17 protein-coding genes and 5 pseudogenes are annotated in these 17,035 nt (G+C 55.3%); 12 read left to right on the top strand and 10 right to left on the bottom strand.

The genetic code is table 11. The features are described from left to right. Positions 1-280 precede the first annotated feature (280 nt). Positions 281-991, bottom strand: coding sequence for a CPBP family intramembrane glutamic endopeptidase (locus NO876_RS11585; protein WP_256421831.1), 711 nt, complete (start codon positions 989-991; stop codon positions 281-283). A 643-nt stretch (positions 992-1,634) separates the two neighbouring features. Here NO876_RS11585 and NO876_RS11580 point away from each other — a divergent pair. Further along, positions 1,635-1,868 carry a hypothetical protein gene (locus tag NO876_RS11580; protein ID WP_256421830.1) on the top strand — a complete coding sequence of 78 codons (234 nt, stop codon included), beginning with the start codon at positions 1,635-1,637 and terminating at the stop codon, positions 1,866-1,868. 70 nt (positions 1,869-1,938) lie between these two features. On the opposite strand, the gene NO876_RS18195 is transcribed toward NO876_RS11580, so the two are convergent. Beyond that, a complete protein-coding gene (locus NO876_RS18195) occupies positions 1,939-2,091 on the bottom strand; it encodes a DUF7837 family putative zinc-binding protein (protein WP_465260924.1) in 153 nt (50 codons plus the stop codon). Between the two features lie 565 nt (positions 2,092-2,656). Here NO876_RS18195 and NO876_RS11575 point away from each other — a divergent pair. The 3 genes and pseudogenes from NO876_RS11575 (at position 2,657) to NO876_RS11565 (ending at position 6,913) form a co-directional block, all read left to right on the top strand. Further along, the gene (locus NO876_RS11575; RefSeq protein WP_256421829.1) at positions 2,657-4,315 is read left to right on the top strand and encodes a hypothetical protein; all 1,659 of its coding nucleotides are present in this window, start codon (positions 2,657-2,659) and stop codon (positions 4,313-4,315) included. A gap of 102 nt (positions 4,316-4,417) precedes the next feature. Further along, positions 4,418-4,603 (top strand): annotated as a pseudogene (locus NO876_RS11570) (type B DNA-directed DNA polymerase); the annotation flags it as partial. A gap of 1,035 nt (positions 4,604-5,638) precedes the next feature. Continuing rightward, on the top strand, positions 5,639-6,913 hold the full coding sequence (locus NO876_RS11565; protein ID WP_256421828.1) for an orc1/cdc6 family replication initiation protein: 1,275 nt from the start codon (positions 5,639-5,641) through the stop codon (positions 6,911-6,913). Positions 6,914-7,390: 477 nt separating this feature from the next. On the opposite strand, the pseudogene NO876_RS11560 reads toward NO876_RS11565, so the two are convergent. Both NO876_RS11560 and NO876_RS11555 read right to left on the bottom strand, forming a co-directional pair. Next, positions 7,391-7,591 (bottom strand): annotated as a pseudogene (locus NO876_RS11560) (DUF8013 domain-containing protein); the annotation flags it as partial. 131 nt (positions 7,592-7,722) lie between these two features. After that, positions 7,723-7,830: pseudogene (locus NO876_RS11555) on the bottom strand (cold-shock protein); the annotation flags it as partial. Positions 7,831-7,888: 58 nt separating this feature from the next. Between NO876_RS11555 and NO876_RS11550 the strand changes: the two are divergent. Beyond that, on the top strand, positions 7,889-8,509 hold the full coding sequence (locus NO876_RS11550) for a class I SAM-dependent methyltransferase (protein ID WP_256421940.1): 621 nt from the start codon (positions 7,889-7,891) through the stop codon (positions 8,507-8,509). Between the two features lie 89 nt (positions 8,510-8,598). Here the strand turns inward: NO876_RS11550 and NO876_RS18055 are convergent. Further along, a pseudogene (locus NO876_RS18055) lies at positions 8,599-8,682 on the bottom strand (transposase); the annotation flags it as partial. Between the two features lie 434 nt (positions 8,683-9,116). Here NO876_RS18055 and NO876_RS11545 point away from each other — a divergent pair. Then, positions 9,117-9,386 (top strand): hypothetical protein, encoded by a 270-nt coding sequence (locus tag NO876_RS11545; RefSeq protein WP_256421827.1) that lies wholly within the window; start codon positions 9,117-9,119, stop codon positions 9,384-9,386. A gap of 204 nt (positions 9,387-9,590) precedes the next feature. On the opposite strand, the gene NO876_RS11540 is transcribed toward NO876_RS11545, so the two are convergent. Continuing rightward, on the bottom strand, positions 9,591-9,881 hold the full coding sequence (locus NO876_RS11540) for an amphi-Trp domain-containing protein (RefSeq protein ID WP_256421826.1): 291 nt from the start codon (positions 9,879-9,881) through the stop codon (positions 9,591-9,593). 155 nt (positions 9,882-10,036) lie between these two features. Between NO876_RS11540 and NO876_RS11535 the strand changes: the two genes are divergently transcribed. Continuing rightward, positions 10,037-11,053 (top strand): AI-2E family transporter, encoded by a 1,017-nt coding sequence (locus tag NO876_RS11535; RefSeq protein ID WP_256421825.1) that lies wholly within the window; start codon positions 10,037-10,039, stop codon positions 11,051-11,053. 14 nt (positions 11,054-11,067) lie between these two features. On the opposite strand, the pseudogene NO876_RS11530 reads toward NO876_RS11535, so the two are convergent. Continuing rightward, a pseudogene (locus NO876_RS11530) lies at positions 11,068-11,358 on the bottom strand (cation transporting ATPase C-terminal domain-containing protein); the annotation flags it as partial. A 65-nt stretch (positions 11,359-11,423) separates the two neighbouring features. Here NO876_RS11530 and NO876_RS11525 point away from each other — a divergent pair. Continuing rightward, positions 11,424-12,059: an IS6 family transposase gene (locus tag NO876_RS11525; protein WP_256421824.1), complete on the top strand. Its 636-nt coding sequence runs from the start codon at positions 11,424-11,426 to the stop codon at positions 12,057-12,059. A gap of 193 nt (positions 12,060-12,252) precedes the next feature. On the opposite strand, the gene NO876_RS11520 is transcribed toward NO876_RS11525, so the two are convergent. Continuing rightward, positions 12,253-12,546 carry a hypothetical protein gene (locus NO876_RS11520; RefSeq protein ID WP_256421823.1) on the bottom strand — a complete coding sequence of 98 codons (294 nt, stop codon included), beginning with the start codon at positions 12,544-12,546 and terminating at the stop codon, positions 12,253-12,255. A gap of 617 nt (positions 12,547-13,163) precedes the next feature. Between NO876_RS11520 and NO876_RS11515 the strand changes: the two genes are divergently transcribed. Continuing rightward, positions 13,164-13,394, top strand: coding sequence for a hypothetical protein (locus NO876_RS11515; RefSeq protein ID WP_256421822.1), 231 nt, complete (start codon positions 13,164-13,166; stop codon positions 13,392-13,394). Positions 13,395-13,556: 162 nt separating this feature from the next. On the opposite strand, the gene NO876_RS11510 is transcribed toward NO876_RS11515, so the two are convergent. Both NO876_RS11510 and NO876_RS11505 read right to left on the bottom strand, forming a co-directional pair. Continuing rightward, entirely contained in the window at positions 13,557-13,787 is a 231-nt protein-coding gene (locus tag NO876_RS11510; protein ID WP_256421821.1) for a hypothetical protein, read from the bottom strand. A gap of 79 nt (positions 13,788-13,866) precedes the next feature. Beyond that, entirely contained in the window at positions 13,867-14,067 is a 201-nt protein-coding gene (locus tag NO876_RS11505; RefSeq protein ID WP_256421820.1) for a hypothetical protein, read from the bottom strand. A 686-nt stretch (positions 14,068-14,753) separates the two neighbouring features. Here NO876_RS11505 and NO876_RS11500 point away from each other — a divergent pair. The 3 genes from NO876_RS11500 to NO876_RS11490 are packed head-to-tail and all read left to right on the top strand — an operon-like array spanning position 14,754 to position 17,035. Next, on the top strand, positions 14,754-15,335 hold the full coding sequence (locus tag NO876_RS11500; protein ID WP_256421819.1) for a DUF7342 family protein: 582 nt from the start codon (positions 14,754-14,756) through the stop codon (positions 15,333-15,335). A 3-nt stretch (positions 15,336-15,338) separates the two neighbouring features. Further along, on the top strand, positions 15,339-15,797 hold the full coding sequence (locus NO876_RS11495; RefSeq protein ID WP_058984796.1) for a hypothetical protein: 459 nt from the start codon (positions 15,339-15,341) through the stop codon (positions 15,795-15,797). Then, positions 15,794-17,035, top strand: coding sequence for a phage integrase SAM-like domain-containing protein (locus NO876_RS11490; protein ID WP_256421818.1), 1,242 nt, complete (start codon positions 15,794-15,796; stop codon positions 17,033-17,035). The genes NO876_RS11495 and NO876_RS11490 overlap by 4 nt, the downstream gene beginning before the upstream one ends.

The following is a 17,035-nucleotide window of genomic DNA, read 5'->3' as shown; positions in this document are numbered from 1 at the left end:
GGAGTTTTCTGCGATCCGGGACGATCACAGTTCGTTTAGAACTGGAGGTGGGGCAGATCTGTTCTACCGAGTGGAGTTTCCAGATTCAAGGAGACAAGAATGATGCCGCTCTTGATGTAGCGCAAGGACGGCTACGTGAGGTATTGTGAGACGGCGGAACTACGACGCGTCGCCTGTGGCTGCGGCTTCTGTCCTGATCCTAACGCCAACTCTCAACTTCCCTCCCGCAAAGTCACAAATCGCACAGTATGGTGGCATCTATCGATGGCATAACATACCACTACTCGTCGGTTGCGGTCTCGGCGAACGGATTGAGACCGGGATGTTCTGAGCGCATCGTTTCACTGTCTGCAACGATCAATATTCCAGCAAATAGCCAGATGACGAGGGCCGATGCACCGGGGGCAACGAGAGGGGCTTCACCACTAGTAGCGAAGAGAGCACCACTATCAAAGACGTTCCATTGAGCATGGAAGACAGTCGTCAGTAAGACACTCCCTCGGGATCGCGTATAGAGCCAGGCGAGGATGATAGAGAGACCGACGACACCGACGAGATAGAGAGTGAATGACCCACTCTGGCGCGTTCCTTGGATGAAAAAGAGTGGTAAATGCCAGGCTGCCCACCCGACGCCGATCAGGAGAGCAGCGATCGTCGTATTATACTGCTTCAGTAGTAGCGGCAGCGCGTAGCCTCGCCAGCCCATCTCTTCACCGAACCCGCCACGAAGCAACAGAATGTAGAAGAAGAGCATAAGATAGAGGATAACGATCGGGTCATCAGTCAGTCCGAACGAGGTCTCTGTCACTGCCAGATAGCTACCGTAACCGATGAGAGACAGCACAGGGGCAACAAACAGTGCAACGGCCCACCACTGAATCTCGGTCCGCCACCGGAGCGCCTGTCGAGCCCAGGAACGAACATTTCCATCGCGCCAACTCAACGCACCACCGACAGCAAGTGGTCCGAACCCAGCAAGGGTACTGAGCATCGGCCACGTCCCCGAGTCTGTTCCGAGGATAGCGCCCAGACCCCACAGAGTCCACGAAACGGCAAACGTCAACACGAAAAATCCGAGTACCCGCTTCCTTACTGACTCTGTTGGCTCTGACATACATACGGAGAACATACTACCCTGTCAAATAACTAACTCTACATCACTGGTTGGAGGGCTGTTTTGCGGTTGCGTCGATATTCTAAGACGGACCTTCGTTGTGGAAACCGGTCAACCGAATACGAGAGCGATGGAGTCACTATCGGGTTCGTCGTCCTGATCGGCGGCGGGCTCGAAGAATCCGGCTGGCGCGGGTACCTCCTGCCGGCACTCCAGAAAACTACAGTCCGCTCACGGCAGGGTTCCTCGGCGGCGGCGTCTGGGCTGGGTAGCACCTTCCGCTAGTATTTCGGGGACCATCCAGTACACGCTCTTACTCGGTCTCTACCTGCTCCAGCTCGTCGGACTCCCGATTCTATTGACGTGGGTCACCAACCGAGTCAACGGAAGCGTCCTGCCGGCGATACTCTTGCACGCGGGCGCCAACGCCCCCTGAACTACTACCCCATCGAGGGCGTCGCTTAGCGTTTCCCGTCCGAGTCGATGATGTATTTGTCAGCAGCCCACGACGACTGTCCCTATGGTAGCGTCGAACGCGGCCGGGCCGATCAGACGGGTGTCGAAGCGGATTGGGCGGTACATCAACCACGACGACGTGTTCGTTCGGTTTGTCTCTCTGTGGGTCGTCGTCGCGAGCGTGTTTACGGCGGCGTGGGTCCCCAGCTACCTCTGCCTTCCCCAGGGACTGTTAGGCGACGGGGATCCGGGCGCAGCCACGGGGTACGCGGGGAGTATCACGCGGGAATTCCTGTAGCTGTTCGGGCGGAACGTTAGCGTCCCCCTGATTGCCGTCGGCGCGAACATACTCCGGTCGCTGAGATAGACTACTCGGGTTTGACGACTTTCTCACACGAGGTACACTCAGCAAAGCATCTAGTCGTACCAGATTCATCTTGGTACTCGATAAGTTTCCAACTATGGGAGATCGAATTCCCACAGTCGGGGCAGACGCCAAGCGTGTCGGAGTCGCTATTCATAGGGAATAGGAGAGTCCGTGTGGCAAATACCCTCCACTAGTCTATTAACAGCTATTGAGTAAATGTATTGCCCCAATTCGGCTCTATTGATATCCTATTCTTCGGATATATTCTTGCCTGAAACAGCCGGTCGATAAGAGCTGCCATATACCACTGTAAATCTTATCAGATATCGCCTCTATTCCACGGACCTGCTGAATGCAGGACGCGAGTCGGCCTCCATTTTACCTGTTAACGAGTCACAAATATAAGAAAGCTTATCATAACGTGTAGCCTCTACTATCTGATTATGTGTTCAGAGAGACGTAACAGTCACGGAGATACGGTGCCATATGCGACCGTCAGCCGTCGGTCACTGCTCGCAGCGAGCGGGCTCGTTGCGGTTGGGTCACTCGCTGGCTGTCTGAATCGGGTTGCGTCGTCAGTGACGAACACAGGGGCGTCTCCGGCAGCAGTGTTCGCGGGCGTTAGTAGACGACCGGGTAGCGGCGCAGGTAAGGTCTCACTTGAGTTGGCTCCTGAGAGCCCGCACGTGGCTCGGCTGACTCCGACGCTGGCCGAGCGAGTGGAGCTAGAGGGATGGGTGACCTCAGTCGCCCTTCTCGCCGCGAACTACAACAACACTCGGAGCAATCGGTCATCAATCCGGGCTTCTGACGGCGATACAGATGCGGATGCCGACGGCGTCGGTGACGACGTACGCGGTGAAGACTACAACGTTTCCCGAAGCAATCGGAGCATCGCGCGACCCGGTGATATCATCAACGGCGATATCGATGAAGGCGACGAGACGTTCCGAGTCGTTTCACGGCTCGACTCTCAGCTTCAGGAAGCGACGAAAACGGCGGCCACGGCCATTTCGAAGCGGAGTGCACGGACAGGGCCGAATCCAGAGACCGAGAAAGAGATTACTGCTGCGGTAGGTGATATGATGGCGGTACTGGCCGAGATGCGAGCAGTGCTGGAGCGGTGTTCCGACGACTCCTGTGTCGCGGCACTTGAGAACGTCGGCCATCGAGAGGCCGATGTGCAGCGGGCCAGCGACCACATCAAAAATGGCGAGTGGGAAGCGTTTGGAATGACTAGCGGAGACGACGATGACCTTCTCGTGGGGGACTATCTCCTTCCTTCAGCTTCGTTCGACCCGTCGGGGTTGTTCAGTGCGGCAGAACAGGCGGAACTCTTCAGGTACCTTGAACAGAATCCCGTTATTGCGGAGCGGTTCTCCGTGTGCTTGCCGGATGCGGAGATCCCAGGTGGAAACGGGAGTATCCGTGAGGCGGTGACACCAGAGCGTCTGTTCGCATATCTGGCCGGTCAGGCGGGAGATGGAAACGTGTATTCGTGGGGTCGTTCGAAGGTGGCGTCCGATAATTCAGGAGACTGTGATGACGCCGATGACACTCAGCTCCCGGGAGCTGTGTGTGGGACTTCACCTCACTTCGTCGCCGACGTTTCAGAGCCTGTTGCGACGGGTGGTGGGCTCGTGGCCGAGCGTGGTTCTGACGGTCGCGTGACTGTGGTGAACACCCCGCCGTCTACTGAGCGTGGCGCACCTGTGTTGGTGTGTCCGGCAGAGGGAGAGCCGTTCGAGCCCGAGGGGTTGGATGCGTGGGGGCAGCGAGCGGATGGCCCACCTCTGACGATGACTCATCAGGGTCGGTTGCTCAACCTGACAGTCGCGCAGGTGATGGTTCAGCCTCCGGGCTGTCCACAGCCGGTCCCGGCACTCATGTATGTGGGTCGCGGACTGAGTGACGAGCAGCTCGTCTACTCTGGGGGGTGGCTTATCAACGATGCGGCGTTGTACTCCCGTTCGGCGACGGTGCTGACGATGGAGGGGTCGGCGCAAGTAGTGGGTATCGAGTGCTGCTTCGATTTCTCTGCTGACGCTGATGGTGATGGCTTCCGTGACGTGGTGGCGCGTGCAGGGCTGAGTGAGCGAGCTCTTCGAGGGGCACAGATAGAATCAGGGACAGTCAGTGCGCTGGTTAAGACCGGTACGCTTTCGGAAGATGGGGGTGGGGAAGTGTACTGTTGGGGAAGCAATAATTACTCGAAAGAAAACTCTGGGTCTTGCGGAGAGACTGGTGCTGATGGCGGTGAATTAATGGTGACGCACTGTCCGTTAGACGCACCGATACTTCACTTGGTGAACGGGCCAAGTGCGTCGAGTGAGGTGAAGTTCAAAACAGGGGCCGAGCTATCGAAATCGGTGAACTAACGGTCTCGACTCAGTTGCTCTATTGCTGTTCGACCTGCCCCAACGAGGCATACCGACGCTATTGTTTCGATACCGCCGCTTGAACGCCACCGACCAGACCATATGTGTGAGGCCCACGACCGCGGCGTCCTCGTCCCGTGGAACTCCTAGCGCCACGAGTCCTTCAAGCCGATGGGGAGGCTCCACGACGCCGACCGCGGCGGCTTCATCTTCGCACCCGAGGTCGGCCTCCACGAGAACGTCCACGAACTCGACTTCGCGAGGTTCTACCCGAACATCATCTGTACCTGGAGACGGAGTTGGCAGAATACACTAACGGGGAGGAAATTACAATATCAACGGTCGTGAGATCGGTTAACCAACGTAGGGGTGAATGAGGAGAGGTTGTTGGTTAAAGGAGAGATAGGACCATCGAAATCGAGAGACAGTGGTCTCCAGTAGGATAGAGAGACACACCTCTATCGATGTGTTCAGCGACGGTTAGTCAAACCCCTTTGATCACGAAGTGTCTCGAGTACAAGGGGGCGTCGGGTATCTTGAAGGTACAGACACCCCTCTATCGATGTGTTCAGAATAAACGAAGACACCGCGAAAAAAATGAGCAAAGTGGACTGAAACGGGAGGAGAACAGTAGAGATTCGAGGAGATCCGTATGAGACGTGATTTCAGTGTGAGAGGGTCAATTACGATCAGACGAGTATCGCCTCGCTGTTGAGGAAAAATCGGGACCGAATGAACACATCGAACACATCGATAGAGGTGTGTGTGTGTGTTCGTATGTAGAAAGATAAGAGAAGAAGAGAACGAAAGAAAATCTCAAATCGAACTATAGACCGGACGGAACCACGTATACTCTCGATCATCGTGTTATCGGCAAAGATACGTGTATCTCGCCTCGATTAAGTGTCCGGTACATTCGGAGAGTAACCCCCCGTATGTTTCCTCCGAACACATCGATAGAGGGGTGTGTCTCTTGCTGCACCCTCTCGGTGGGAACACTTCGTTGTCCGTCTCAGAAGACCGGTTCCAATACCACCAGCTACTGCTGAAAAACACGACTTGATCACCTGTATCAACAAAATACACTTCGATAGGGGTGGGAGAACACTTTTGTCCCCCGGTTGTATGGTCGTCACTATGAGGACTCACGATTCTGATGGCTCCAAGACAGGATCGGAACCATCGGAGGATGAGACCACGACGCACGCGGATCTCGCATCCGATTCCGCCGACACGGATTCGTCCTCGCAATCGACGGTCCAATCGTCATCTAGTCGACCCGCCGATACTGACCAACCGAGGCAGTCACAATCCATCGAGGAGATGCTCCTCGAGTTCGACGAGCAGGATGGCCTCATCCGTGATCGGTCACTCCTCGATCCAAACTACATCGTTGCAGAGGATCGGATCGTCGGTCGCGACGAACAACTGCAGGAAGTCACGAAGATGCTTCGAGTCGCACTCGGTGACAACCGACCACCGAACCTGTTCCTGTACGGTCCCTCCGGGACGGGAAAATCCCTCATCACGAAAGCCGTCTGCAAAAACATCAGTCGAATCTGTGACTCACGGGACATTCAGTTCGGCACGATCGAAGTCAACTGCCAGGATCTCGACACGCTCGGTGTCGCGGTCTACGAGCTCGCACAGCAAGCCGCAAGCGAAGCGGGCGTCGACGTCGAAGTTCCGAAACACGGTGTGGCGACGAAAGAGAAATGGGACGAACTCTACCGCATCGTCAACGAGAACTTCGATTCCGTGGTGTTCGTCCTCGACGAACTGGATATGCTCGTTGGTCGCCGGGACAAACAGGAACCAGCGTTCTCCCGGTTGCTTTATCAGCTGTCGCGAGCCGGTGCCGCCGACGACCTCACCGCGTATCTCTCTGTGGTCGCGATCTCGAACGATACCAAAATGATGGAGTCTGTCGGCAGTCGCGCGTTAAGCTCGTTCACGCCTGAAGACGTCCATTTCGACGACTACGATGCGAACCAACTTCAGGCGATCCTCCGCCGTCGCCAGGACGCTTTCCACGACGGTGTCGTCGAGGATGACGTTATTCCGCTGGCAGCAGCGTTCGCCGCACAAACACACGGTGACGCCCGGAAAGCCATCGACTTGATGCGTGTCGCCGGTGAACTCGCCGAGCGGGAGGGTGACGACAGTGTTCGCGAAGAACACGTCCGGCAAGCGCAAGATAAAGTCGAAAAGAACCGGGTCCTCGAAGTTGTCCGTGGTATTAGCACACAGAAGAAACTCTGTTTGTACGCGACAGCGGCTGTTGCTGCCGAAACGAAAGACAGCACCGCTCGGAGCACGACCGGGTATCGGGTGTATCAGTATCTGACCGACTCGATCGATGCAGATCAGTACCAACAGGAGTCGTACGTAAACAAGATGAAGGAACTGACAACGTACTCGTTGGTCGATTTCGAGCGTCGGAGCCACGGGCCAAGCTCGGGAATGTTTCTCGAGTTCCAGTTCGGGGAACGCCCGGACACTATTTTGGACACGCTGCGTGAAGATTCTCGTCTCAAGATGGTCTCCGACGACGAAGTCACGTCGGTTGTAAGAACACAGGTTCGAAACGAAACCTGATCAGATTCGCGTTCTTTGGTGGTGGACTTGCTGTCCCCGCCCCCCTCTATCGATGTGTATTCGGGAGAAATCCACATACACTCCGATAGGGGCTGTCTTCTTCCTGAACTGTGATTGAGGCGATGGTTTCAGGCCAGCCAACTCCACACACCTCTATCGAAGTGTATTCCGTCGACATAGACGCTATAATAGCTGAAAGCACAGAATCCACATCTCTCTAGTTCTGATTTTAATGTAGTGATTACACGCGCAATTTGTTGTCGAAGATGATCTGCGGGAGTATACTGATTGCACACCTCTATCGAAGTGTTTAGTCTGCTGCTCCGACGATACACACCTTTATCGATGTGTTCTTAATGATTCTCCAATGATACGGCAGAAAATACACACCTCTATCGAAGTGAACATCGAAGGGTGAGATCGCTGAGACACGTCGGAGTCGTAGGGGACAAAATTCCCAATCGAATTCAATTCTCCTAGATACCACCAGCGGGCCGCTTTGAGAACGACCAGCGGATTCATCGGCGGCTGCTCGCCGGCACGCCCTCGGGTGACCGACTCGATTGCGTCGGGAACGTCGGTGGGATCGACGTCGCCCGATGGCGTGTTCGCGATGTCGACTGGAATATCGTCGATCGACACATCGCTCGTTAGCTGTTGTTGATCTACGGAGAGCACCCGACTGTGAGAGCTCTCGAGGAATCCCTCTCAGCGGGAGCAAAAAACACGACCGATGACTCGCCTGGCGGTGTCTCAGCGCCCGATCTTGCCTCGGCGCGTGACCGGCGCTCGGAATTGCTGTACCTGTATTAGGCACAGACGACGTTCGTCGCGCAGGGTCCCACGGGAGCCTGTTCGGTATCGAAATCGATCTCGGGTCCTTCAGTTAGATCCCCGCCGCCAACGTCCTCCATCTCGCTGAGTGTCTCAGATGCTGTCCAACGACGTTTTATGGATCCACCGGAGTCAATACACGTGGACCCTGATACCGTCCGAGACACGTGGACGAACCGCGCGGGTGAATACTCGCCGGCCTACTACGCATATTACGGTCCGGATGAGACAAGTACGTTGATTCGTGATATCCTCAGTGAGTACCTCCACCGTGACGCGGCTGTCCTCGAACTCGGATGTGGTTCGGGGCGCCACCTCGCACATCTCGCCGACTGCGGTTTTGAGAACCTCTCGGGTGTCGACGTCAACGCCGAGGCATTCGACGTGATGAGGGAGCACTATCCTCTAGTCGCCACAAACGGGACATTTCACTGCAGTCCAATCGAGGACATCATCACGGACTTCGACGACGGACAGTTCGACGCGGTCTACACAGTCGAAACGCTACAGCACCTGCATCCCGATGTCGAGTGGGTCTTCGAGGAGGTGGCTCGAATCACCGACACTATCCTCGTCACGGCGGAGATTGAGGGGCCAATCTACGAGTCATCGCCGTCCGGCGCCGACGTGAACTATGTCGACAACGACACCCCTCTATACTACCGAGACTGGAGCCGCATCTTCACCTCCCTGGGTCTCGTCGAAGTTGATACAGTCCGCGGTGACAGAGACACCATACGGACCTTTCGGGCGTCCAGCTAACTGCTGGTTTCGTCGCGGTCTGAGACGAACGATGAAAAATTTCGCCAAATCCTAAAACAGGTCAGAACCCCTCTTCACCGTCGCAGACCGAGGAACTGGCGGGCGGATTCGTGGCGGTCGTTGCGGCGCTCGTCGGGGACGACGAGTTTGACGGGTGCGGTACGTCGGACCTCCGTATTTCAGGTGTAGAGACGACTGTTCTTAAATATCTGTGAGTCGGTTGGTCGTAGTCTAGGAGGTTGCGTTATGTAGTGTCGGGTTCCTCTCGGGCCTACTCGCTCACTACGTTCGCTCCTAGAGGTCGGAGGCACCCCCCTCGAAAATGGTGATGTCTGACAGTGCCTCGTGGCCGACACACGCCGTTGTCTCGCCCAGCAACGCAAACGTCGCAAGTACGCCCAACGCAGCTGCCACGCTAGTCCGAACACAGCGGAAACGTGGCTCCAAGCATTCGCCGTCTGCTTCAATCAGCTAATCTGAACAATGCCCCGAGGACGAGCCCTAACGATAGCTCGATCTGGCTGGTGGGCGAGTACTTCGTATAAACCATCAGTATCGAACGAACCGACCTGTTGATTTTTTGCATTTCCTCATCGTATCGACAACGATGCCCCGGATTCCAGAGGTCAAGTCGATTACAACAGAGGACGAGTACATCCACGTTCGGTATCGGGACCCTGACCAGTTCGATCAAATTCGGACGCCAGACTGGGCGGACCGTGTCTCTGATTCCGTCTCGAAGGGAAGCGAGGTTCGGATGGGGAAGCGGGATGCCCCCGATGATTGGGTAGTCCAGTCGGTGTTGATCCAGAAGAACGTGGGTGAGCAAAAAGCTCGTGAGCAAGCCGACGAAATTATCAGAGAGATCGAGTCGTGAACGGGTGCTTCGTCTCTTGTGGTTGTTGAATCCGACTTGGAGACTCATTCGGGACCTCTCTGGCAGTTGGGTCAGACAGAAATGCCGCCAAGCGCGGATGTTGTCTTGCAATCGGAGACAGAACAATAATCCATACAAGCTAGGAGATCTCTACTCTCGCCGGTAATCTCCGCAAAAATACCGATTCGCCACAGAGAACCGCCTTCACTCGATTTCCAACCCACCACCGCTTTCACCGTTTCCGACGTCTCCATCTTCAGCCCACTCGATCTCGAACTCGATACTCAGCTCACCAGGACTATCGGTCGGTCCCTCGCGCTCGGCTTTCACCTCGAACGTCGGTTGGGCAGGAGGAGTCATTGTCACTGACTGCTCGCCAGCGGTCAGGGTGATATCGTCACCGGCATCGAGTTTGTCTGCGACTCGACGAAGATACGACGCGATCTCCGATCGACTTTGGGATCCCTCTGACTGAAAGAGGACTTCTTCGGGCATACGGTATCTCGTTGGACACACAGACGGATAAGTGGGGCTGTGGCCGACTGGCTTCGATTCGAGTCCGATTGATCCTGACAGTCACTAGCAGCAAAAGTGATTTAAATCTGTGATAATATCGAATCTTTTTGCCTTTGCTCGACAAATTCGAAGTTGTGAACCTCAGCAAGGGGTTTGTCCTCGCCCTCATCGTCACCCTCCTTGTGCTATCGACTATGCTGATCCAGCCGTTTCTCCAGTACGTCCTCGGTGCCGTCCTCCTCACCTACGTGCTCTATCCACTGCAGATCCGCCTCGAAGCGTACGTATCGCCGATGGTAGCCGCACTCTCGCTCGTGATCCTGGCGGTTGCCGGATTCGTTGCACCGTTCGTAGTCGTTCTCGCGACCGTTGTGGATAGTGCCGACCGGATCCTCCAGGACTTCGACACTGACTCAGTGCAGATCGAGGTGATCGAATCCCGGATTGAGGAACTCACCGGGCGAGAGGTCGATATCGCAGGCGAATTCGTCAGCTCAGGGCGGGAAATCGGGACGATCGTATTCGAACGGTCGACCCAAGCGTTCGGTACGATCACCTTCCACCTCATCGGGATCGCGTTGGCACTCTTTCTCGTCTACTACCTTCTCAAAGACGGTAATGAGCTGGTCAACTGGCTCCACCGAACGGTCCCCCTCCCAATGGACAGTCAGCGCGATCTCTACACCGAGATTAACGACGTGATGTGGGGCGTTCTCTTCGGACACGTCTTTGTTGCCATCGTCCAGGGGGTCGTCGCCGGAGTCGGGCTTGTCGTTACTGGCGTTCCCAATGCGTTGTTCTGGACGGCTGTTATGATCGTTCTCGCGATGGTCCCGCTCGTCGGTGCGATCCCCGTCTGGGGTGGGGCGGTGGTCTACCTGTATCTCACGGACGAACCGCTACTCGCCGCCGGATTATTCGTCTACAGCGTCATCGTGGTTGGGCTCACCGACGACTATCTCCGTCCATTCGCCGTCGACAGGTACGCAAAGCTCAATCCTGCCGTCATCCTCCTCGGTATCCTTGGCGGGGCGTACGCGTTCGGGATTATGGGACTGTTCTTCGGCCCCGTCATCCTCGGCGCACTCAAAGCCGCTCTCCGCGTCGGCTTGGATAATTGGTCCCAGCTTGACGAGAGCGATATCGGCTGACCAACCGGTCGTTATCAATCGAACAACAAATCTTCGAGTCGTGTCCCCGGCTTCGGAGTCCCGAACCGGCGGCGAAATTCCAGGACAACCTGGCCGGCGCCGAGTGGAAGCAGGCTCATTCCGAGCACGACGAGCCAGCTTTCGAGACCGAGGAGGGCAGTGCTCAGTGCCAGCGAAACCCCCGGCAGGTAGACGGTGCCAATCACCAGCAGAGCGGACAGGCCGAGGGCACCCCAGACGTACGCGTTCTCGGTGACCTCGTTGCGCACGATGCCCGACGTGAGCTCTCGCATATTGAACACGTGCCAGAGCTGGGCGGTCGTGTTTAGTTACGGATGAAGAGTGAGGCGGCGTGATTTTGTGGTGGTCTATGCCAAAAATCAACCGCCTCAGCGGATATACAGACTGGATTGATTTGGATTTTGTGGAACGACAGCGGACACCCGAGCGTGCGATGAAGCTTGGTATTCAACTGCAGTTAGCAGGGTTGTCGCTGTCGAATACCGTCTCTGTTCTCGAAGAGTTGGGTGTCGAGCGATCTCGTAAAGCAATCCACGATTGGGTGCAAAAGGCCGATTTACAGCCTGCAGAGGGTCAAAGCCCGAATCACGTTGCCGTAGACGAAACTATGATTCGAATCAACGATCAGCAATTCTGGCTGTACGCCGCGGCCGATCCCGACACAAACAATTTGCTACACCTCCGATTATTTTCGACGACAACGACCGCATTAACCGAGATCTTTCTGCGAGAACTTCGTCAGAAACACGATGTCGAATCTGCCGTATTTCTGGTCAATGGCGCTCAACACTTCCAAACTGCGCTGGCCAGAGCTGGACTCCGATTTCAAACAGAACGAAATGGAAATCGGAACGCCATCGAGCGTATTTTCCGCGAGTTCAAACGCAGAACTTCCTCGTTCTCAAACTGCTTCAGTCACGTTGAGTCACAAACCGCCGAAAATTGGCTCCAAGCATTTGCTGCCTGGCTCAATGCTCCAAACTAAACACTACCATCGAAACCGTGGCCCACATCCGGGCTATACTTCCTGTACTGCTCGGTAACTACACTTCCTATACTGACCAATTCAGGACTGATGATTCCAGCCAAGAATGGCTGAATCGACCACACACTTCACGTGCGTATTGATTAGGCTAAGGTTGCTCGAATCCAGTACCGTTGTGCGGGGATAGATGGGACTAATACTTCGTGGACAGAATCAATCCACCCCCGACAGCGATGAGTCCATATGGAATGAGGACTGCGGGAAGCGGGATACTACATTCGTTCACTCCATCGGGAGTATACAGTAGATTTGAATCCTGCACACCGATAATGCTGACTCCCTGCCCCTGTCCCTCTGGAACACCGACATCAGTACAGCCACCGAATAGCATCCCAGGGAAGGTGATCAGTTGCGCGAGGGCGATACTGAATCCGACAACGAGTAAAACGCTGCCCAGGAGTTTTCTCTGTTTGAGTGTGACAGCCATCACTCACTAATTTCATCCACTCGACAATAAGAACGAGGTAAAGACAAAGAGTTCTAGTACCCATCTCAGACACAGTTTTGATTGAGACGTGAGTTCTCTGTACTGAGCGATTCCTAAGCTTTGATTTCACTTCAGTAACGGCGAATCAGCCGAGAGAACGAGTCTGCGAACTTATCGGATTTTTACTGACCGCAAACGCTATACGGTATAGAAGTTATTGTTCTGATATGTATGGGACTGTTCGGGATTCGCTTGAAGACTGGTATAATCCGAGTATTGAGTCTGCGATGATTGTCTTGATGGGTTCGAGTTTTAGCCTCTTTCTGTTCCTCAACAGTCCCAATTTCACGAACCCGTACTACGTTTTCGGAGTCGGAGTGATGGGCTTCGCAATCGTCTTTTCGGCGCTTATGCTCAGTTCTGTGCTACTGAAGCGCCGATAGACTACTACCCTGAACTGAGTGATTTCTGGTTGGTGTGGGAGGTCTATGATACCCTCGACTAACTAGTATCGGAAGTAAGCACGTCAGAAAGAATCGGTTCGACTGGGCTGCTGTTCGAGGGACTCGACTCACTTTACCCCAAGGGATATATGACGGACTAACGGACAATAGCATATGATTAGTATCGAAATATCAGGAATGTTAGCAGTTTTTCTCGGCCTCCTTGGTGCTGGATGGATATATCTTGATGGTCGAAAACGAAGTATTGAGACTGCCGATATGTGGGCTGTCGGGTTCTTTATCGGTATGTTTATTCCACCCATCATAGGTGCGGTAATTGTCGGTGTGTTCTACCTGCGAAACCGGAATCCGAGACAGGGAAACCCATATCCCGTTCGACAGTAACAGTAATTCAGTAGAGTACATCAACAGCACCTCCGATGACCTAATAGACTGATTCTAGAGTGTCATCGAACTCTTGATACGGTGTTTATTTTACGATTTCACAGCCGCATAAGCCGTGAGTCCCTGTATGCGAACCGGAAAATCCGTAGGTTCTCTACAAAGTCAAACTATCCGAGTCCGAAATACGTAGAGGAGAGCTACGAAGACGCCGAGGACAACTATTTCCAAAGAACCGATGACGATGCCAGAGATACCAAGGATAAGAACTGAGACAGCCCATAGATTCGATTCGAGGCTGGATAGCTTCTCCACTCCGTCGAAATATACCCAGAATGAGAGGAGAGTAACTAAGAAGCTACCTCCGTTGACGACTATTTGAAGGAGGGCAACCATCTCACATATTCCGATAGACTCGTCACGTATATACCTATTTACAGAACGATACGTAGCTCCGCTATATTGGCTGAATGTGTCAGAACCAGTCGTTCCTCCTGAGATAGAGCAGCGTAATTCCACAAACGAAACCGCCTGCAGTTCCCTCGATGACTGCACCAGTCAACTCACCGTCGAAGAGAACCGTTTGGATGGTACTAACGACTACTACCCAGACAACAACGTTCGTGAAGACGAATACCCACGGATTCTCCAAGTCGAAACCGCGGACCTCGTTCATACTTCAATTACTGACTTCAATAGTAAATACGTTCCCTGTACTGACCGAAGCGACTCACCAGATCGAGACGGTTCTTCTCATCTGATTTAGGGTGAAACAGTCGCTCAATAGGTGTACTCATCGACCGGGTGTTCAGTCGAATTATATCTGAGAATAGGACTTCAACAGAGTCAAACCTAACTAACTAGTGATTGAATTTTTCAGTTGCTTAGAAGCAGTTTGGAAGCGTTCTGTTCGTGCGATTGTGTGGAGAAACACCCTTACTTTCTTAGCTTTTCTCGGAATGTAGACTCGCTACTGGCGTGATTAGCCAGTCAGAATCCGTACATCTGTGATATACATCATTCAGACTATGATTTGTCAAAATCCATCTTCCGACAATCTGAACTTCCATGGCTCAGTTTTGGTATAGCAATATATAATTTATAAATCGGATTTCTCGGCTACTAGCACTTCTACTGCCGGAATGCGGCATTTCGGGTGAATAAGAGCCTGGACGTGATTACACGAATAATCACGACCACTTTGAAGTACCCTGCCGCCGTCGGTGAAGCACGAATGCTGCAACCACCTCACGACGGCGCTTCCCCCGGGGTAGAGCCGCCAAGACCGGGCTCCGAGGTTGCTCTGGCTACCCTCAGCTGAGATCAGGGCGATGGCGAAGAAGTTGATTCGATATAGGACTAATGACCTCAACCTATATTAAGACAAAGCCCGAACGATGGTGTATGACCGAAAATGAATCGAACTCCGAGGGCCTGATGGAACGCCAGACCACGGGTGAAGACCGAGTGCGGATGGTTGCTCGGCAGCTGTCGGAGCCACAGACGGCCAACTGGATCGCCTCCGAAGCGGGCTGGTCACACGAACCAACTAAGCGCGTCCTCGAGCGACTCGTCGACGACGGCATCCTCCACCGTGACGAAAGCGGTACTCACACGACGTATTACCCTGATTATCGCCGCCAAGCGATGCAGGAGGCGATGCGTCTTCGAGACAGCGGACACACTGTCGAGGAGCTTACGGACCGGCTCGCGGATATTAAGACCCAGATCCGCGACTGGGAGGACGAATTCGGCGCCGAGTCACCGAACCAGCTTCGCGGAACGCTCGCTGACGAGTCCCTTGACGGTGACGAGGAAGAACGGCGCCGTGAAATCGCCCGCGAGTGGGAGCACCTTCAACGGCGTATCCAGATCGTTGGCTTCGCCATCCGCGAGTGGGACTTCCTCGCTCCGACGACAGAGCCTGCCGAGGCCAGCAGCTAACGGATGTCGGTCCCGCATCCAGGTGGTGACCCGAACGCGAACCTCTACGCCCAATTGAAGCGGGACGTCCTCGACCGTGTCCCCCAGATCACGGCCGTCGAGTACGTTCCTGATGATATCGAGGCCAAGCAGCTGCGGGCGGTTTTTGATCCAGCCCGCCTTAATCCCCCAACGGGCCCTGATTCGCCGGAACTGACCGTCAAGTGGTATCGACAGGACCCACACGATTGGTTCCGTATCAACTACACCGATCCGAACACGGGCTTTCACGCCGGCTGGCACCAGGACGAGGACCATCCCGATCTCGGACGGGCGCATTTCCAGTACTCTGCCGCCAATACGGAGGACCGCTGGGGGATCACATTTGAATACGAGACTCCTTCCCTGATCCTCTGGGAAATCGTCGAAACGCTCTTCGAGGACGTCCGTCCGACTTACCAGTACGCGAACGAGGAACGATGACACCTCGAGAACGCACTAATCAGTCACTCGCGAGTTCCTTCGAGCGCTACCTCCAAGACAAGGGGAAAGGCCGCGGTGGCGACGGCGGGAACTATCGACGAAACGCTGCGCGTGAGCTCGAGCGATTCGCCGAGTGGGCCGCCGGCGACCGCGGTGCCGACGACTGGACCGGGATCGTCCCCGAAGACGTCGACCGCGAGCCGACCTTCGACGATCTCGACGAACGCGTGTTCCGGGAGTACGCCCGTCACCTCGCTGGCGACCGGGGACTCAAACAGAACACCGTCCAAACCTATTATCGCTATATCTCTGCATGGTGTGGCTGGTGCGTCAACGAGGGATATCTCGAAGCGCATTACGCGCAGCGAGCGAGTGCGATGGCACCGCTGCCGGAGGACGACGGCCGTAAGCCAGGCGACCAGCAGGCCTGGACGTCCGAACAGCGCCACGCCCTCACCCGCCACGTCGACGAACGGGCCCGCGACGCCGTCGAGGCGTACACGACACCCCCAGAGGATACTGATCCCCTCGACGAGCAGCGCGCGCGCTACGCGGCGCTGAAGGCGGCTCGTGACCGGGCTCTGGTGTTCGTTCTCGCGTACACCGCCGTCCGCGTCGGGGAACTCCTCCGTGATCCGAACGATCCGCGCCGGCGCGGCGTCCGCTGGGAGGACCTCTCGCTCGACGACGGGAGTATGGACGTCTACCGGAAGAAACAGCAGTGGGACGCCGCGAGTCTTCCCGACCCGGTGATCTCGCCGCTGCGGAGCTATCGTAAATTGATGGACCCGCCGACGGACCGGTGGCCGGTGTTTCCGACGTTCGATCAACGGACGCTCGCAGGGTTCGTCCAGGAAGAGCTCGCCGACCGAGGGGAACGTCCGGAAGTAATTGCTGAGCGCCGTGAAGAATTCGCTCGCGACCTCCTGCTGGCGCTCGATGAGGACATTCGGCCGCCGTCGATCACGACGGACGGCGCACGGTCGATTCTCCAGCGACTCTCAGAGACTGCCGAGATCGACATCGACCATCCGAAACACGACTATCTGGCCCCCCACGGTGGTCGACGTGGGATGGGTGAGGTACTTGTCCGCGCGTTCGGGTACACGGTGGCGGCCCGGTATCTCGACAATTCGGAGGAGATGGTCCGTGAGCGGTATTCGCATATTGAGGCCGGTGAACTGGGAGACGTGGCGACAGAAGCACTCGACGAAATCGAACCACGGCCCCAGGGCTGA

This window comes from Halobellus rarus, assembly GCF_024494595.1.
Taxonomy (GTDB): Archaea; Halobacteriota; Halobacteria; order Halobacteriales; family Haloferacaceae; genus Haloquadratum; species Haloquadratum rarum.
Note: the sequence above shows the minus strand (reverse complement) of the source record. Positions and strands in the feature narration are given on the sequence as shown.

What these genes read in the sequence shown, in the direction of transcription:
- NO876_RS11565 (WP_256421828.1), top strand. Translation starts at nt 5,639, where the DNA reads ATGCTCCTCGAGTTCGACGAGCAGGATGGCCTCATCCGTGATCGGTCA.
- NO876_RS11490 (WP_256421818.1), top strand. Translation starts at nt 15,794, where the DNA reads ATGACACCTCGAGAACGCACTAATCAGTCACTCGCGAGTTCCTTCGAG.
- NO876_RS11500 (WP_256421819.1), top strand. Translation starts at nt 14,754, where the DNA reads ATGACCTCAACCTATATTAAGACAAAGCCCGAACGATGGTGTATGACC.
- NO876_RS11520 (WP_256421823.1), bottom strand. Translation starts at nt 12,546, where the DNA reads ATGGCTGTCACACTCAAACAGAGAAAACTCCTGGGCAGCGTTTTACTC.
- NO876_RS11510 (WP_256421821.1), bottom strand. Translation starts at nt 13,787, where the DNA reads ATGGTTGCCCTCCTTCAAATAGTCGTCAACGGAGGTAGCTTCTTAGTT.
- NO876_RS11580 (WP_256421830.1), top strand. Translation starts at nt 1,635, where the DNA reads ATGGTAGCGTCGAACGCGGCCGGGCCGATCAGACGGGTGTCGAAGCGG.
- NO876_RS11495 (WP_058984796.1), top strand. Translation starts at nt 15,339, where the DNA reads ATGTCGGTCCCGCATCCAGGTGGTGACCCGAACGCGAACCTCTACGCC.
- NO876_RS18195 (WP_465260924.1), bottom strand. Translation starts at nt 2,091, where the DNA reads ATGAATAGCGACTCCGACACGCTTGGCGTCTGCCCCGACTGTGGGAAT.
- NO876_RS11515 (WP_256421822.1), top strand. Translation starts at nt 13,164, where the DNA reads ATGATTAGTATCGAAATATCAGGAATGTTAGCAGTTTTTCTCGGCCTC.
- NO876_RS11505 (WP_256421820.1), bottom strand. Translation starts at nt 14,067, where the DNA reads ATGAACGAGGTCCGCGGTTTCGACTTGGAGAATCCGTGGGTATTCGTC.
- NO876_RS11525 (WP_256421824.1), top strand. Translation starts at nt 11,424, where the DNA reads ATGCCAAAAATCAACCGCCTCAGCGGATATACAGACTGGATTGATTTG.
- NO876_RS11585 (WP_256421831.1), bottom strand. Translation starts at nt 991, where the DNA reads ATGCTCAGTACCCTTGCTGGGTTCGGACCACTTGCTGTCGGTGGTGCG.
- NO876_RS11540 (WP_256421826.1), bottom strand. Translation starts at nt 9,881, where the DNA reads ATGCCCGAAGAAGTCCTCTTTCAGTCAGAGGGATCCCAAAGTCGATCG.
- NO876_RS11545 (WP_256421827.1), top strand. Translation starts at nt 9,117, where the DNA reads ATGCCCCGGATTCCAGAGGTCAAGTCGATTACAACAGAGGACGAGTAC.